This window comes from Jiella avicenniae (genome assembly GCF_021390325.1).
Lineage (GTDB): Bacteria > Pseudomonadota > Alphaproteobacteria > Rhizobiales > Rhizobiaceae > Jiella > Jiella avicenniae.
Map to the genome: position 1 here is coordinate 160,541 of NZ_JAJUWU010000018.1, position 15,992 is coordinate 176,532.

The 15,992-nt window shown below is 66.7% G+C and carries 12 protein-coding genes; 4 read left to right on the forward strand and 8 right to left on the reverse strand.

The window, feature by feature from the left end:
* Positions 1-51: 51 nt before the first annotated feature.
* Both serA and LZD57_RS17785 read right to left on the reverse strand, forming a co-directional pair.
* Complete coding sequence (gene serA, locus LZD57_RS17780) at positions 52-1,659, reverse strand: phosphoglycerate dehydrogenase (RefSeq protein ID WP_233720825.1); 1,608 nt, start codon at positions 1,657-1,659, stop codon at positions 52-54.
* A gap of 473 nt (positions 1,660-2,132) precedes the next feature.
* Positions 2,133-3,308 carry a phosphoserine transaminase gene (locus tag LZD57_RS17785; RefSeq protein ID WP_233720826.1) on the reverse strand — a complete coding sequence of 392 codons (1,176 nt, stop codon included), beginning with the start codon at positions 3,306-3,308 and terminating at the stop codon, positions 2,133-2,135.
* 406 nt (positions 3,309-3,714) lie between these two features.
* Here LZD57_RS17785 and LZD57_RS17790 point away from each other — a divergent pair, with 406 nt between their 5' ends.
* From LZD57_RS17790 to LZD57_RS17800, 3 genes are all read left to right on the forward strand, one after another.
* Positions 3,715-4,104, forward strand: coding sequence for a septal ring lytic transglycosylase RlpA family protein (locus tag LZD57_RS17790; protein WP_233720827.1), 390 nt, complete (start codon positions 3,715-3,717; stop codon positions 4,102-4,104).
* Between the two features lie 324 nt (positions 4,105-4,428).
* Positions 4,429-4,710 (forward strand): hypothetical protein, encoded by a 282-nt coding sequence (locus LZD57_RS17795; RefSeq protein WP_233720828.1) that lies wholly within the window; start codon positions 4,429-4,431, stop codon positions 4,708-4,710.
* 499 nt (positions 4,711-5,209) lie between these two features.
* Entirely contained in the window at positions 5,210-5,374 is a 165-nt protein-coding gene (locus LZD57_RS17800) for a DUF1328 domain-containing protein (protein WP_083592076.1), read from the forward strand.
* A gap of 96 nt (positions 5,375-5,470) precedes the next feature.
* On the opposite strand, the gene zapE is transcribed toward LZD57_RS17800, so the two are convergent.
* The 6 genes from zapE to LZD57_RS17830 form a co-directional block, all read right to left on the reverse strand.
* Positions 5,471-6,649, reverse strand: coding sequence for a cell division protein ZapE (gene zapE, locus LZD57_RS17805; RefSeq protein ID WP_233720829.1), 1,179 nt, complete (start codon positions 6,647-6,649; stop codon positions 5,471-5,473).
* Between the two features lie 315 nt (positions 6,650-6,964).
* The gene (locus tag LZD57_RS17810) at positions 6,965-7,540 is read right to left on the reverse strand and encodes an AprI/Inh family metalloprotease inhibitor (RefSeq protein ID WP_233720830.1); all 576 of its coding nucleotides are present in this window, start codon (positions 7,538-7,540) and stop codon (positions 6,965-6,967) included.
* 223 nt (positions 7,541-7,763) lie between these two features.
* Entirely contained in the window at positions 7,764-8,411 is a 648-nt protein-coding gene (locus LZD57_RS17815) for a carbonic anhydrase (RefSeq protein WP_233720831.1), read from the reverse strand.
* Between the two features lie 12 nt (positions 8,412-8,423).
* A complete protein-coding gene (locus tag LZD57_RS17820; RefSeq protein ID WP_233720832.1) occupies positions 8,424-9,164 on the reverse strand; it encodes a DUF3800 domain-containing protein in 741 nt (246 codons plus the stop codon).
* Positions 9,165-9,408: 244 nt separating this feature from the next.
* Positions 9,409-10,296 carry a pyridoxal kinase PdxY gene (gene pdxY / locus LZD57_RS17825; RefSeq protein ID WP_233720833.1) on the reverse strand — a complete coding sequence of 296 codons (888 nt, stop codon included), beginning with the start codon at positions 10,294-10,296 and terminating at the stop codon, positions 9,409-9,411.
* Positions 10,297-10,302: 6 nt separating this feature from the next.
* A complete protein-coding gene (locus LZD57_RS17830) occupies positions 10,303-10,560 on the reverse strand; it encodes a hypothetical protein (protein WP_233720834.1) in 258 nt (85 codons plus the stop codon).
* 215 nt (positions 10,561-10,775) lie between these two features.
* Between LZD57_RS17830 and LZD57_RS17835 the strand changes: the two genes are divergently transcribed.
* Positions 10,776-15,689 carry an NAD-glutamate dehydrogenase gene (locus LZD57_RS17835; RefSeq protein ID WP_233720835.1) on the forward strand — a complete coding sequence of 1,638 codons (4,914 nt, stop codon included), beginning with the start codon at positions 10,776-10,778 and terminating at the stop codon, positions 15,687-15,689.
* Positions 15,690-15,992 lie beyond the last annotated feature (303 nt).

Here is a 15,992-nt window from a genome sequence, read left to right on the forward strand (position 1 = left end):
CGCCGGCACATGGCTCGTCTCGGGAGGACGAAAATCCGGGCTCTCGCCCGATCAGGCGGTGACTTCCGCGACGTCGAAGGTCAGCGGCTTGGCGCTGGCGATCGCCTTGTGGGCGCGGACCTTTTCCAGCACGTCTTCCGGCACCGGCGAGTCGACGTAGAGCAGCGCGATGGCGTCGCCGCCCGGCCGGTTGCGGCCGAGCTGGAAGTTGGCGATGTTGACGTTTGCCTGGCCGAACGTCGTGCCGAGCAGGCCGATGATGCCCGGTGCGTCGTTGTTGGTGGTGTAGACCATGTAGCGGCCGATCTCGGCGTCGAGATTGATGCCCTTGATCTGGATGAAGCGCGGCTTGCCGTCGGAGAACACCGTGCCGGCGACGTCGCGGGTCTGCTTCTCGGTGGTGATCGTCAGCTTGATGTAGGTCTCGAAAACGCCCGACTGGTCGCGCCGCGACTCCGTCACCTGGATGCCGCGCTCCTTCGCCATCACCGGCGCCGAGACCATGTTGACGTCGGCGACCTGGCTCTTCATCAGGCCGGAGAGGGCGGCAGAGGTCAGCGCCCTCGTGTTCATCGCCGCGACGGCGCCGTCATAGACGATCTCGACCGACTTGATCGGCTCCTCCGTCACCTGCCCAACGAAGGCGCCGAGGCATTCGGCGAGCTTCACGAAGGGCGTCAGGATCGGCGCTTCCTCGGCGGTGATCGAGGGCATGTTGATGGCGTTGGAGACGGCGCCGCGGATCAGATAGTCGGCCATCTGCTCGGCCACCTGCAGGGCGACGTTCTCCTGGGCTTCCGAGGTCGAGGCGCCGAGATGCGGCGTGCAGACGACGCCCGGCAGGCCGAAGAGCACGCTTTCCTTAGCCGGCTCGGTCTCGAAGACGTCGATGCCGGCGCCCGCCACCTTGCCGCTCTTCAGCGCCTCGGCGAGATCGGCTTCGACGACGAGGCCGCCGCGGGCGCAGTTGATGATGCGGACGCCGTCCTTCATCTTGGCGATCGCCGCGGCGTTGATGATGCCGCGGGTCTTGTCGGTCATCGGCGTGTGGAGGGTGATGAAGTCGGCGCGCTTGAACAATTCGTCGAGCTCGACCTTCTCGATGCCGAGCTGGGCGGCGCGCTCGGCCGACAGGAACGGATCGAAGGCGACGACGCGCATCTTGAGCCCCACCCCGCGCGAGGCGACGATCGAGCCGATGTTGCCGCAGCCGATGACGCCGAGGGTCTTGCCGGTGATCTCGACGCCCATGAAGCGGTTCTTCTCCCACTTGCCGGCCTGGGTCGAGGCATCGGCTGCGGGCAGCTCGCGGGCAACGGCGAACATCAGCGCGACGGCGTGTTCGGCGGTGGTGATGGAATTGCCGAAGGGCGTGTTCATCACGATGATGCCCTTGCGGCTGGCCGCCGGGATGTCGACGTTGTCGACGCCGATCCCGGCCCGGCCGATGACCTTCAGATTGGTCGCCGCCTCGATGATCTTCTCGGTGACCTTGGTCGCCGAGCGGATGGCGAGACCATCGTAATTGCCGATGATCTCGAGCAGCTTGTCCTTGTCCTTGCCGAGCTGCGGCTGGAAGTCGACCTCGACGCCGCGATCCTTGAAGATCTGGACGGCGGTTTCGGAAAGAGCGTCGGAAACGAGAACGCGAGGTGCCATGGGATTGGTCCTTGTCGGTGCGACGCCGGCGACGTGGCCTGCGCCGTGAGGATGAAAGACGCGGAACTGGAACAGAGGTCGTCATCCCGGGCTTGACCCGGGATCCATTCCAAACCGCAGAACATGAACCGATCGGGTCGAAGCTTCTCATCGACCGGACTGCCGCCGAAACGGCGAGGCATGGATCCCGGGTCAAGCCCGGGATGACGAAGCGTCGGGGGTCGGCCCGAGCCGGGAAAAGCATGACGGATGAGCCGACCGAAGACTTGCATTCCAAGGCTTCAGGGCTGGCCTGAACTTTGCAGCGACGAAGCCCGGCTCAGACATCCGCCGCCCCGAGCCCCTCGTCCCGAGGTGCGAGCGAAGCGAGCCTCGAAGGGCGAGGAGCGGACCTCGGCGCCTGTCATCCCTCGCCCGTCGAGGCCACCTTCGGTGGCACCTCAGGATGAGGGATGAGGAAACGCCGGGCGCCCTCAGGCAGCCTTTTTCAGCTCCGCCTTCTGCTGCTCGTAGGCCCAGGCGAGCCAGGGCATCAGCGCTTCGAGGTCGGAGGCCTCGACGGTCGCGCCGCACCAGATCCGAAGCCCCGCCGGCGCATCGCGATAGGCGCCGACGTCGAGGGCGACGCCCTCCTTCTCGAGCGCCGAGGCGACGCCCTTGGCGAAGGCGTTCTGCGCGTCCTCGGATGCCGCGACCAGATCGGGATCGGTGAAGGTGAGGCAGACCGAGGTGTTGGAGCGGATCTCCTGGCGTCTGGCGAGGAAGCCGATCCAGTCGTTCTTCGCGACGAAGTCCTCGACCACCTTCAGATTGGCGTTCGCCCGCGCCTTCAGCGCTTCGAGGCCGCCGATCTGCTTGCCCCAGGCAAGCGCGTCCAGATAGTCCTCGACGCAGAGCATCGAGGGCGTGTTGATGGTCTCGCCCTTGAAGATGCCCTCGATCAGCTTGCCGCCCTTGGTCATGCGGAAGATCTTCGGCAGCGGCCAGGCCGGCTTGTAGGATTCCAGCCGTTCGACGGCTCGGGGGCTGAGGATCAGCATGCCGTGGGCCGCCTCGCCGCCCATGACCTTCTGCCAGGAGAAGGTGACGACGTCGAGCTTGTCGAAGGGCAGGTCCTGGGCGAAGGCCGCCGAGGTCGCGTCGCAGATCGTCAGGCCCTGGCGGTTCGCCGGGATCGCGTCGCCATTCGGCATCTTCACGCCGGAGGTCGTGCCGTTCCAGGTGAAGACGACGTCGCGGTCGAAATCGACTTCGGCGAGATCGACGATCTCGCCATAGGGCGCGTCGAAGGTGCGCACGTCTTTCAACTGGAGCTGCTTCACCGCATCGGTCACCCAGCCGGCGCCGAAGCTTTCCCACGCGAGCACGTCGGTGCCGCGCGCCCCGAGCAGCGACCACATCGCCATCTCGACGGCGCCGGTGTCGGACGCCGGCACGATGCCGATCCGGTAGTCGGCGGGAACGCCGAGGATTTCGCGGGTGTCGTCGATCGCCTGGGCAAGTTTCGACTTGCCGACCTTGGCGCGATGCGAGCGGCCGAGCGCGGCATCGTTCAGCGCTTCCAGCGACCAACCAGGTCGCTTGGCGCAAGGTCCGGACGAAAAGCGGGGATTGGCCGGACGCAGGTCCGGCTTGGAAATGTTCGCCATCTTGTAGCTACCCTTTCAGATAGGCGCCTCTCGTTGGGGAGAGGTGTCCCGCCGCGGGAGATAGACCAAAGCCGGGCACCTCGCAAGCACAAGAAAGCGGGATCGGCTCCCGGGGCCGCCCTTGCGGAGCGCCCGGACGACCGTCCGACGTGACAAGTGCCGCTCGTCAAATCGCTTTTGGGATCGGGCCGGATCGGCGCCGCATTTCGCCCGATTGCGACATCGCCGTCGCGATCGGACATTCTCTCGCTCGAATTTTCTCCGCGCGATCAGAAAGTTGGAGCGAAACTGAAAAAGGTTCCCTCTGCCCTGAAAAAATCTTGCGATCGCCCGTTTCTGATCACGGTCTCGTCAAACCGATTGACGAAAGAGCCGCCACCGAACGCAAATTCAGCAAAGGACCCAGATGAACATCGCGAAGACCATTGCCCTGGCGGTCGCCCTTCTCTCCGCTCCGGCCCTCACCCAGGCGCCGATCATCTCCGCCGAGGCATTCGCCGGCGCCAGCAAGGCCCGCGCCGGCAACGCATCCTACTACGGCAAGCGCTTCCATGGCCGGCGCACCGCCAATGGCGAACGCTTCAACATGAACGCCATGACGGCGGCCCACAAGTCGCTCCCCTTCGGCACCAAGGTGCGCGTCACCAACCGGCGCAACGGCAAGTCCGTCGTCGTCCGGATCAACGACCGCGGTCCCTATGCCCATGGCCGGGTGATCGACCTGTCGCGGGCCGCCGCTTCGCGGATCGGAATGATCAGCTCGGGCACCGCGCCGGTGCAGATCGACATTCTGTAAAATCACGGCTTCTCCCGAGGGGATTCGGTCCGAGGGATCGAAACGGGGGTCCGACGGCGGACATCGCTTCGCCAACGACATGAGAGGGGGATGGGTGAGCGCTCGCTTTCCCACCCGGGTTTTCCAGCTTTTTTCAGCTCCGCATTTTCGCTCTCTGCTCACACCGCGCCGTGAGGGACTCGGGCACGTTGCCGAACGCCTCCGCGTCGCCCGCTTCCGGGCCATGCGCGGACGGCCTTTCCGAACTTTCGACACATTTCTCGTCGCGGCGAAGGAACCGGATTCCGCCACGCGCCTTTATGCTGCAAGTCGAAAAAACCTGCCTTGATGGTTTCGAAGGAGCAGCTCGTGGTCGGAAATACCGGTAAAATTATCGCAATCTCGCTGATACTTGCCGGCGTTCCGGCAATGGCGGCTGCGCAGGACGCGAAATCTACGCAGAGCTATGAAGTCTCCAGTCTTCGATTGACCAGCCTGCCCGTTCCGACTTCCCGGGCCTCAGCCCTCGGTATCGATACCAAGGTATCGGAGCAACGGAAGATCCGTCGTACTGCGGATGGCATTCGCATCGTCGGGCCGGTGTTCTTCCCGGAAGATCGCCAGTAGGGTCGAAGACCAGCCGCCATTCCTGCATGGGGCGAAGAGGTCTTCCATTTCACTCCACGGCGCGATTTGGACCTGCCGCGGGTCCCGGGAAAACTTCGGCGCGGCGTTCCCGCCAAAATCCGCTTCGCAGCCGCGACCACAAGGTGCGCGGCTGCGCGATTCTGCAGGCCTTTCACGCTCTCTTCGCCCGGCGTCCGTCGATCGTTGCCGCTTCCACCCTCCCCGGCATCGGCGCAACGGCACGGATGGAGGGCATTGCGACTCTCGTCCGGGACCTCGATGAGACCCGAAAGCTCGGCCGCCAAGCGGCGAGGGTCGACCCGGGAGATGCGGAGTGGCGGACCGACGGTCCACCCGCTCTTCGTGTTCCTGGCGCGTGATCGGGATCCGGCCGGACGTTTACCTTGGCCGGCAAAGATTCACGGGGATCCGTGCAACCTTCCAGCATGGGAACCGTTATTTCGACGACCAAACATTCTGTGCGAAAGGAGTACCAGCCATGATCGGTTGGGCCATTACTTTTCTGGTGATCGCGTTGATTGCCGCGGTTCTTGGATTCGGCGGCATTGCCGGTACGGCCGTCGGTATCGCCAAGATCATCTTCTTCGTCGCGATCGTGCTCTTCGTGCTGTCGCTGATCTTCGGCCGCCGCCGCGCGCTGTAGATCGCAACTGACGGAACGAACGAGAAGCCGCCTCGTCTCCGGACGGGGCGGTTTCGTTTATCCTCTCGGAGTGTCGGCAGCCTGCGAATGCAGGCGTCAGACCCGTTCGGCCTGCCCCGCGCCGGCCCGTTCCAGATATTCCTTCGAGCGCATTTCGAAGAGGCGCGAGGCGGTGCGCTCGAACTCGAAGGCCTCCGTCCCCGACCGGCCGCGGTAGAGTTCGTTTGCCGGCGCATCCGCCGAGACGACCAGACGCCCGCCGGCATCGTAGAACGAATCGACCAGCGTGATGAACCGCTTCGCCTCGTTGCGCTCGGCCTCGGCCATCACCGGGACGTTCTCGACGAGAACGGTGTGGAAGCGCCGCGCCAGCGCCAGATAGTCCTGCGCCCCGAGCGGCCGCTTCAGGAGATCGTCGAAGCTGAAGCGGGCCGCGCCGTTGCCGGCTCGCGGAACCGGGATCGTCCGCCCCTTCACCGACAGCGAGGCCGGCTTTTCCCGTGCCCCGTCGAGCAGCCGCCGCCAGGCGGCGTCGAGGCGCTCCCCGGCCGTCGGATCGCTCGTCTCCAGATAGACGTCCTCCTCGCCGAGAAAGGCGAGGCGATAGTCCTCCGCCCCGGCAAGTTCGAAGATCTCGGTATGCCGCTTGAGGACGTCGACGAAGGGCAGGAAGAGCGGCCGGTTGAGACCGTCGGGATAGAGATCGTCGGGCGCCACGTTCGAGGTCGCGACGAGAACGAGGCCGTTGGCGAACAGCGCCTTGAACAGGCGCGACAGGATCATCGCATCGGCGATGTCGGTCACGGTGAACTCGTCGAAGCAGAGGAGGCGGGACTCTGCGGCGATCGCGGCGGCGACCGGCGGGATCGGATCGTCGCCCTTCGCCTCGCCGTTCTTGTGCGCCCGCCGATGCGCGCCGATCCGCTCGTGCACGTCGCCCATGAAGGCGTGGAAATGGACGCGGCGCTTGGCGGCGATCGAACTCTGGCGGAAGAACATGTCCATCAGCATGGTCTTGCCACGGCCGACCTCGCCATGAACGTAGAGCCCCTTGACCGGCTCCTCCTCGCGCCGCTTGCCGAACAGCCAGCCGAGGGCGCTCTTCTTCGAGGCGCCGACCTCGGCCGACAGGCGCCGGTCGAGAGCGTCGAGACGATCGGCCAACTTGCGCTGCAGCGGGTCGGCCTCGATCTCGCCGCTTTCGATCAACCGCTCCAGTGCGGAGCGGACGGGGCCGTGCCGCGGCTTCTGCGGGGCGATTGCGCTGGAGGCCATGTCTTCGCGCGTTCCTTCGTCCGTTCCGGTCCGCCGTCCCGCCCCGCGGTCACGCCGACACGATGCGGGAGCTCGTTCAATCCGTTTCGGCGCCCCGGTGCCGACCGCCGCGACCGGCCCGGGATGTCCATCGCTTCCGCATTGCAGCAATCATCTATATTGCCCTGCGGAACGGCAAGGACAAGCGCTGCCTCCTTCGGCGCGGATGCGGCGAGTGCCGTCGATCGCCCACGGCCATGCAAAGGCCGCCGACCGATCCGGCGGCGGGGCTCGGCGACCCGCATGGGGGCGGGGCCGTGGCCCCGGCGCCCCTCGTCAGCGGTAGAGGGTGATGCTCTGGCCGCCGGTGGTGCGGCCCTCGTAGCGGGCGTTGCCGGCCGAGTTCAGATTGGCGACGTTGGTGCCGCCGGAATCGCGCAGCACGACCTGACTGCCTGAAACGTCCCATGCCGACACGTCGGCGACCTTGCCCGGGCAGCCGCGCGAGGCGGCGCGGTAGCCGCCGGACCACTTGGTCAGCGACAGGATGATCTGGCAGTTGCCGCCGTCGGTGGTGACCTTGTAGGCGCCGAGGACGGAATTGCGCGACAGCGCCGGCTGGCTGGCGCTGGCGACCTGGGTGTTCTGCGTGCCGCTCGTCTCCGGCTGTCCGCCATTGCTCGCGTCCAGGCTGGCATCGCCGTCGCTGGTCATGTCCTGCCCGGCCGCCATGTCGTTGCCCGGCGGTGGTGGCGGCGGTGGCGGCGGCAGCTGGTTCGAGGCCACCTGGCCTGCCGGCACGGGAGCCAGCGGCGGCGGACCGTTGTCCGCATAAGGCGACACCGACCGCGAACAGCCCACCGCCAACAGCAGCATGGCGGTCACGGCCGTGGTCCTGACCGGATGGTTCATCGGATAATTCCCCCAAATCGATTGGCGTCGACAACGCCTGTCCGGCGATGTTCCTTCCCCACCATAAAGCGGACGGAGAGGCGACAACGCAAGGCATCATCGTCCAAAACCGGACGAACGGGGTCGGATCGACGGATAATCCACGACCAACCCTGCCGCTGCGCCCGCGTCGAGAGACGAAGACGATCGGGACGGCGAAGTTCCGCCGCCGCTCGGCACGGTGCTATTCGTCGATCATCTTGGAGAAGTCGCCGCTCTCCGGATCCATCGCCCAGAGTTCCCCCGAGGAGATGTCGACCCAGGCGCCGTGGATGGTGATCTTGCCCTCCGCCTCCAGCGCCGCGACGAAGGGGAAGCTGCGCAGGTTGGTGATCGAATAGCGGATGGCGATGCGCTCCAGGGCCGACTGGCGCTCGCGCCCGGTCATCAGTTCGTTGGCGCCCACCGCCCGGACGGCGGGATCGAGCAGGCTCATCCACTTGCCGATGAAATCGCCCGGCGACAGCGGCTCGACCGCCGGCGAAAGGGCCGCGTGAATGCCGCCGCAATTGCCGTGACCGAGAACGACGACGTGCTCGACCTTCAGCGAGTTGACCGCGAATTCCAGCGCCGCCGAGGTGGAGTGATATTCCCCGTCCGGCTCGTAGGGCGGCACGAGATTGGCGACGTTGCGCACGACGAAGATGTCGCCCGGCGCGCTGTCGAAGAGGGTTTCCGGCGCCGTGCGGCTGTCGCAGCAGGCGATCACCATGGTCTTGGGATGCTGCCCCTGCTGCGCCAGCTCGCGAAACAGCTGCCGCTCGCCGGGCAGGCGCTTTTCCATGAAGGACTTGTAGCCGTCCACCAGATGATCGGGAAGAAGAACCGCCATTACACTTCGATCCTATGTCCGAACCCTCTGCCGGCATGCTTGGCAATTGCAGGGGTATTCGGGGCTGACCATGTGAGCGAGACCATGCACCACGCCGCCTTGCGCGTCGAAACGTCCGCTGATCGTATCGAGATAGGCGGACTGCCCATTCTCGTAATAGCGCCGCAGTGCATAGGCAACCAAGTCGGCATATTGAATGAGCCGAGTGGCTCGCGAATCCACGAACAACGGCACGTCCGTGAGATTGAACAGCTGCCCCCAACGATGGCCGACCGAGCGAAAATTCGTCGCCAGCCCCTGCAGAGACGTCTCGTAGGAGGACTTGTCGAGAACGATCAGGCCACGCTGGGTGTTGTTCTGCTTGTGAAGTCGTCCGAGGAAGCGGTCGAAACGATTGGCAACCGCTTCGAACGCGCGCTCCATGGGATCGTCCGGCGAGACGGACGCCTTGTGGACGGCGACGCCGAAAACATGCACGAGCCGCGATGTTCCCAGAATGGCGAGCGCGCGGCGATAGGCATCCAGCCGCCGCGCCTTTTCGACGCCTCGCCAGTGCCGCTTGCCGCTGAACATGTCGGCCCCGCGAAATTCCAGTCCCTGGGGATTCTCCGGCCACATTTCCTTGGCGAGATCATCGAGTTTGAGGGAAAGCCAGTGCGGTTGGCGCTCGAAGACCGCGAATCCGGCCAGGATGACATGCTTGTCGGAAGCATTTCCCGAGGAACCGGAGTAGTCGAGATAGAGGAGATACATCGGCCTCGCGCGAAAAGGCGGCCGGGCGAAGCAATGGCTTCGTCGAGCTGCTAAGGCAACTCTCCCAACCGCACCTGGAAAAATAGGCGCAAACGCCGGCCATGGCAATGAGATCAGCCGGCCGAACGAACCGTCCCTTCGCTATCGGCGAGGAGCCTCTGCCACGACTATCCAACGGTGCCGCCCGGTCCGGCGGGCAGTGCTCTCGATGGATCGGCTCCACGGGCTCAGGGGGCACGCAGGCTCACGCCGGCTGCTTGGGCAGCGACCGGCCGAGGCGGCGCATCTGGACCATTGCCATCGGATGTTTCAGGCTGTCGAGGTCGGTCTCGATCGTCAGTTCGTCGGCGCCGCGCTTGATGGTGCGGGCGAGCAGTTCGAACACCGTCGCCGTCGCCGACTGCAGGGCCTTTTCCAGGCTGGCGCCGGCAAGGATGCGGGCGAGAAACACCGCCGAGGTCAGGTCGCCGAGGCCCTTCGGCGCATTCTCGATCAGCCGGTGCTCGGCGAGAATGACCTCCCGGTCGTCGACGAGAAGGTTGCCGGTCCCGCCGCGCAGCAGCGGAAAGGCCGAGGTGACGAGCACCGTGCGCGGCCCCAGCGCGCTTGCCGCCTCGATCAGGTCGCGATTGTCGGAAAGCTCGAGACCGGTCAGGAATTCCAGCTCGAAGCGGTTGGGCGTGGCGATGTCGGAGAGCGGCAGAAGGCGTTCCGAGATCGCATCCAGCGTCTCGCGCGGCTGGTAGAGGCGGCCGCCGTCGCCGGTCGCCGGATCGCACAGGACGACGGCGCGCGGGTTCTTCGCCTTCACCGCCTCGACGAGTCTGGCCACCGGCGCGACCTGGGCGCTCTCGCCGAAATAGCCGATCAGCACCGCGCCGACCTCGCCGAGCCAGGGCGACCGGCAAAGGTCGTCGATCATCGCGGAAAACGCGTCCGCCGGCGGGACGATCCGCGTCGAGGCGCCATGGCCGGGATGCCAGGGCAGCGTCACCGTCGGCACCGACCAGACCGGAAAGCCCAGCGATTCGAGCGCGAAGGCGGCGGCGCGGTTGCCCACCGTGCCGCGCACCACGTGGCTCGCGATCGAGATCACTGCTGGCCGGTCGCCCGGCGTGGTGGCTTTGGTCATCCCGGATCAGCCCGGCAGGAGTTGGCTGGCGAGCAGCAGCGCCAGGACGATGAAGCCGCCGATGCTGGCGATCCGGCCGATCCGTGCGCCGAGCACCTCGATCCGGTCGCCCTGATCGACGTCGCGCGCCATGAAATGATCGCCGGTCCGCATCAGCGCGGCCTGAGTATGCGCGCCGATCTGCGGGTCGGTCTCCTGGCGCACGCGGGTCAGAATGGCCCTCGCCTCGCGCTGGCGCTCGTCGTCGGATGGGTTGCCGCTCATGTCGGCTGTTCTCGCCGAAATGGCCGGCGAGGGCAACAGGCGATGCGCCCGCGGACGGGCATTCGAACGACGCGCCGGGGAAACGGCGCTCCGCGGCGGCCACGGCCTCGGGACGACGGGAGGCTGGCCGCCGGGGACGGACCGCACGGCTCGCAGAACGCGCGCCCTCCCCTATCATTGGTGCCACGGACCGGGGCACGAGAGGAGGGTCGATCATGCATGAGGACGCAATGGCGGGTAAGACGCCGATCATCGCCGCGGTCGCAGATGCGCTCGGCGAGGACAGCGCCGGGGCGAAACTCGCCCCCCTCCTCTTCGCCCGCCCGCCCGTCGAGGATCTGACGGCCTTCGATCCCGGGGCCCTCGCCGCCGCCGCGCGCGTCGGCGCCGAGGCGCTGGCCGCCCACCGCGACGGCCGGCCGCTGGTCCGGATCGACCAGCCGCAGGACTTCCGGCGGGGCGGCGAGGCTCAGGACCTCGTCACCGTCGTGTCCGACGACATGGCCTTCCTGTTCGATTCGCTCACCGCCGAGATCGCCGAGCGGGCCAACGAGATCCACTACATCTCCCACCCGATCATCGACGTGACGAGAGGCGAAGACGGCAGCCTCGCCGATTTCGCGGCCTCGCGACCGGGAGAGGAAACGCGGCCGGGAACGCGGCGCACCAGCCTCATCCAGTTCGCCGTGGACCCGATGGCCGCGGGCGACCCGGGCTCGGGCCTGTCGGCTGCGCTGGAAAACATCCTCGCCCAGGTCCAACACGCCAATCGCGACTTCCAGGCGATGCGCCAGCGGGTGAACCGTGCCGTCGAGGATCTGACGAACCGCGCCGGGACGATGCCGGAGGCCGAGCGGGCGGGCATCGCCGAAGCCGCGCGGCTGCTCGAATGGCTGCGCGACGACAACTTCATCTTCCTCGGCACCTGCGACTACGACTATCACGGCGAGCGCGACGGCGAGGAGCTGGAGCGGCGGCAGAGCGAGGCTCTCGGCATTCTGTCGGACCCCGACATCCGCATTCTCGGCCGCCATGGCCGACCGATGGCGACGACGCCGGAGATCCGCAAGTTCCTCAAGGACCCCGCCCCGCTGATCGTCACCAAAGCGAATGCGCGCTCGGTCGTCCATCGGCGCGCCTACATGGATTACGTCGGCGTCAAGCAGTATGACGGCGAAGGCCGCCTGATCGGCGAATTGCGCATCGTCGGCCTGTTCACGTCGACCGCCTACACCCGCTCGATCCTGACGATCCCCTATGTCCGGCGGAAGGCCGAGACGGTGATCGCGCAATCCCGCTTCCACCTCGAATCCCACTCCGGCAAGGCGCTGCTCAACGCGCTCGAATCCTATCCCCGCGACGAGGTCTTCCAGATCGACACCGATCTCCTCGAGCGCTTCGCGGCGACCGTCGTCGAGCTCGGCGAGCGGCCGCGCGTGCGCGTCCTCACGCGGATCGACGAATTCGACCGCTTCGTCTCGGTCATCGTCTACGTTCCGCGCGACCGCTACGATTCCCGCCTCAGGGAGCGGATCGGCCATCTTCTCGCCGAAGCCTATGACGGCCACGTCTCGGCCTATTATCCGGCCTTTCCCGAAGGGTTTCTCGCCCGCGTCCACATCATCGTCGGGCGCTCCGGCGAACCGACGCCCGAGGTGGACGTCGAGCGGCTGGAAGCACGCATCACGGAGATGGCGAAGAACTGGGAGGACGAGTTCGTCGCGGCGCTCGGCAAGGCCCACGCGCCGAGCCATCACCAGCGCTTCGCCGCCGGTCTGCCCGGCAGCTATCGCGACGGCGTCCCGCCGGCCGAGGCGGTACGGGACGTCGCCGTCATCGAGAAGCTGACGGAGGACGAGCCGCTCTTCATCGACTTCTACCGCCGCGGCGGCGACGCCGAAGACACGGTGCGGCTCAAGATCTACCATCTCGGCAAGGCGGTGGCGCTGTCGACGCGGGTGCCGATCCTCGAAAACATGGGCTTCGGCGTCGTGTCGGAGCGCACCTTCCGGCTGGTTCGGCCGGACGGCGACGCCGTCCATCTGCACGACATGGATCTCGTCCGCGCCAATGCCGGCGGGACCATTCCGCTCGAGGACGGCGGCAAGGCGCTCGAAGAGGTCTTCGGCGCGGTCTGGCGCGGCCGGACCGAGAACGACGGCTTCAACGCCCTCGTCCTCGAAGGCGGTCTCGACTTCCGCAAGGCCAACGTCATGCGCGCCTATTCGCGCTATCTGCGCCAGGGAACGCTCGCCTATTCGCCGGACTACATCGCCAACGCGCTCGTCCGACACGCCGCGATCACGAAAAAGCTCTGGCAGCTCTTCGAGACGACGCTCGATCCCCGGCAGGGCGCGGCGGAAACCGACGAGCCGTCGCTCGAAGCCGACGAGATCGAGACCCGGCAGCACCGGCGGGCCGTCACGCGCGGCGGCGCGGACGTGTATGGCGAAATCCTCGACGCGCTCGACGGCGTCGATTCGGCCGACGACGACCGGATCGTCCGGCGCTTCCTCAATGTCATCCTCGCGACCTTGCGCACCAACTACTTCGCCGTCGACGGGATGTCCGCCGAGGCCGGCTCCGAGCCCGGCAACGTCCAGCCGGCGCTGGCCTTCAAGCTCGATTCCAGCGCCGTAGAGGGGCTGCCGGCGCCCGTGCCTTACCGCGAGATCTTCGTCTTCGACGCCCGCGTCGAGGGCGTGCATCTCCGGTTCGGTTCCGTCGCCAGAGGCGGCCTCAGATGGTCCGACCGGGCGCAGGATTACCGCACGGAGGTGCTCGGCCTCGTCAAGGCGCAGCAGGTCAAGAACGCCGTCATCGTGCCGGTCGGCGCCAAGGGCGGCTTCTATCCCAAGCGTCTGCCCGATGCTTCCCAGCGCGACCAGTGGTTCGCCGCCGGCCGCTCGGCCTATGTCGTCTTCATCGCATCGCTCCTGTCGGTGACCGACAACATCGTCGGCGAGAGCGTGGTCACCCCCGAGGCGGTGCGCCGCCACGACGGCGACGATCCCTATTTCGTCGTCGCCGCCGACAAGGGCACCGCGACCTTCTCCGACACGGCGAACGCCATCGCCCAGTCCGAGGACTTCTGGCTCGACGACGCTTTTGCTTCGGGCGGCTCGGCCGGCTACGACCACAAGGCGATGGGCATCACCGCCCGCGGCGCCTGGGAAGCGGTGAAGCGGCATTTCCGGGAGATCCCGCGCCAGGAAGGCGAAGGCGCCTGGGACATCCAGAGCGAGCCCTTCACCGCCGCCGGCTGCGGCGACATGTCGGGCGACGTCTTCGGCAACGGCATGCTGTTGTCCCGGCGGACCCGGCTGATCGCCGCCTTCGACCATCGCGACATCTTCATCGATCCAAACCCCGACCCCGAGGCCTCCTTCGCCGAGCGCAAGCGGCTCTTTTCCCTCGCGCGCTCCTCCTGGCAGGACTACGACAAGGCGAGGATCTCCCATGGCGGCGGAGTGTTCTCGCGCCGCGACAAGGTGATCCGGCTTTCCGACGAGGCGGCCGCCGCGATCGGCTACGACCGCGACGGCGGAACGCCGACGGAGATCATCACGGCGATCCTCAAGGCGCCGGTCGACCTCCTCTGGTTCGGCGGCATCGGCACCTATGTGCGCGCCAGCGGCGAAAGCAACGTCGACGTCGGCGACCGCTCGAACGACGCCGTGCGCGTCGGCGCCTCCGACGTCCGGGCGAAGGTCGTCGGCGAAGGCGCCAATCTCGCCGTCACCCAGAAGGGCCGGATCGAATTTGCCGGCAAGGGCGGCCGCATCAATTCCGACGCCATCGACAATTCGGCGGGCGTCAACACCTCCGACGTCGAGGTCAACATCAAGATCGCGCTGAAGAGCGCGATGAGCGACGGGCGGCTGTCGCGCGAGGACCGCAACCGGCTGCTCGCGGCGATGACCGACGAGGTGGCCGAGCTGGTGCTCGCCAACAATTACGAGCAGACGCTGGCGCTCTCGCTCGAACAGCATGACGGCGTCTCGGCGCTGGCCCTCCAGTCGCGCTTCATGAGCCTCCTCGAAGCGGCCGGCCATCTCGACCGCACGGTCGAGACGCTTCCCTCGGACGCCGCCATCGCCGATCGCCGGAGCACCGGCAAGGGCCTGACGCGGCCGGAGATCGGCGTCCTCCTCGCCTATGCCAAGATCACCCTCTTCGACGCCATCGTCGCCAGCGACCTGCCGGACGATCCCTATCTGGAAGACCGGCTGCACGACTATTTCCCGGTGCCGATGCGCCGCGACTTCCTCAAGGACATCAAGGAGCACCGTCTCGCCCGGGAAATCATCGCGACGGTGCTCGCCAACGAGGTGGTGAACCGCACCGGGCCGACCTTCGTCACGATGACGCAAGAGGCCACCGGCGCCTCGCCGGGCGCCGTCGTGCGGGCCTTCGTCGCGGCCAAGGACGGCTTCGACATCCGCGATCTCTACCAGCGCATCGACGCCCTCGACGCGAAGCTTCCCGGCGCCGTGCAGAACGGGCTCTACCGGAACGTCGGCTGGTTCCTACGCCGGCTTACCAACTGGTACGTGATCAACGAAGGCTTCGGCTCGGGGCTGACCAGCGTCGCCATCGAAAGCCGCGACGCTCTCGGCCAGCTGAAGGGGCGGCTCGCCGAGATCGCCTCGGCGGCGGCGCGGAAGGAAGCCGAAAACCGGGCCGCAGACTGGGCGCGCCAGGGGGTGCCGCAGGATCTCGCCGAGGAGGTCGCGATGCTGCCGCTGCTCGCCCTCATCCCGGACATCGCTGCCGTCTCGCGAGACACGGGCTGCACGCTCGAGCAGACGGTCGGAAGCTATTTCGAGATCACCCGGCTGTTCGAGATCGGCCGGATCGAGGCCGCGCTGTTCCGCTTCGAATCGCACGACTATTTCGAGACCCTCGCCTTGCAGCGGGCCGAAAGCCAGATCGCCAAGGCGCGGCGGCAGCTGACGGAAGCGACGCTGAAGAGCGGCGAGGCTCCGGCCGACTGGGCGCGGCAGCGCTCGTCCACGGTCGACCGGATCCGCAGCCAGCTCGTGGCGCTCGCCGGCAGCGGCGAGACTTCGGTCGCGCGGCTCACCGTCGCGGCCGGCCTGTTGTCGGATCTCGCCGCCCAGGTCTGATCCTGCACGCTTCACACTTGTGGGCGGACTTCATCGGCATGGAAGAATGGTCGCCAAGCTCGAAGCTTCGTCATCCCGGCCTCCGAGCCGGGACCCCTCTGCGGTGAAACGACTTGGTCGGTGCAGGCAAGACAATGCGTTGCGAACGGCCGCCGCAAAGACGGCAAGGATTTGGAATGGCAACTGTGTTCATGCAAAGGCCTTTTTGTCCCTCTGCATGGCATTGAGGACGGTGAGAAGCTTTCTGGCGACGGCGATGATCGCGACCTTCTTGGATCCCGATCTTTCGGTGACGGCGTTGAA

Coding starts and splice junctions, on each gene's coding strand:
- zapE (WP_233720829.1), bottom strand. CDS start 6,649: ATGGCCTCCAGCGCAATCGCCCCGCAGAAGCCGCGGCACGGCCCCGTC.
- LZD57_RS17790 (WP_233720827.1), top strand. CDS start 3,715: ATGAACATCGCGAAGACCATTGCCCTGGCGGTCGCCCTTCTCTCCGCT.
- serA (WP_233720825.1), bottom strand. CDS start 1,659: ATGGCACCTCGCGTTCTCGTTTCCGACGCTCTTTCCGAAACCGCCGTC.
- LZD57_RS17785 (WP_233720826.1), bottom strand. CDS start 3,308: ATGGCGAACATTTCCAAGCCGGACCTGCGTCCGGCCAATCCCCGCTTT.
- LZD57_RS17815 (WP_233720831.1), bottom strand. CDS start 8,411: ATGGCGGTTCTTCTTCCCGATCATCTGGTGGACGGCTACAAGTCCTTC.
- LZD57_RS17800 (WP_083592076.1), top strand. CDS start 5,210: ATGATCGGTTGGGCCATTACTTTTCTGGTGATCGCGTTGATTGCCGCG.
- LZD57_RS17835 (WP_233720835.1), top strand. CDS start 10,776: ATGCATGAGGACGCAATGGCGGGTAAGACGCCGATCATCGCCGCGGTC.
- LZD57_RS17820 (WP_233720832.1), bottom strand. CDS start 9,164: ATGTATCTCCTCTATCTCGACTACTCCGGTTCCTCGGGAAATGCTTCC.
- LZD57_RS17810 (WP_233720830.1), bottom strand. CDS start 7,540: ATGAACCATCCGGTCAGGACCACGGCCGTGACCGCCATGCTGCTGTTG.
- LZD57_RS17830 (WP_233720834.1), bottom strand. CDS start 10,560: ATGAGCGGCAACCCATCCGACGACGAGCGCCAGCGCGAGGCGAGGGCC.
- pdxY (WP_233720833.1), bottom strand. CDS start 10,296: ATGACCAAAGCCACCACGCCGGGCGACCGGCCAGCAGTGATCTCGATC.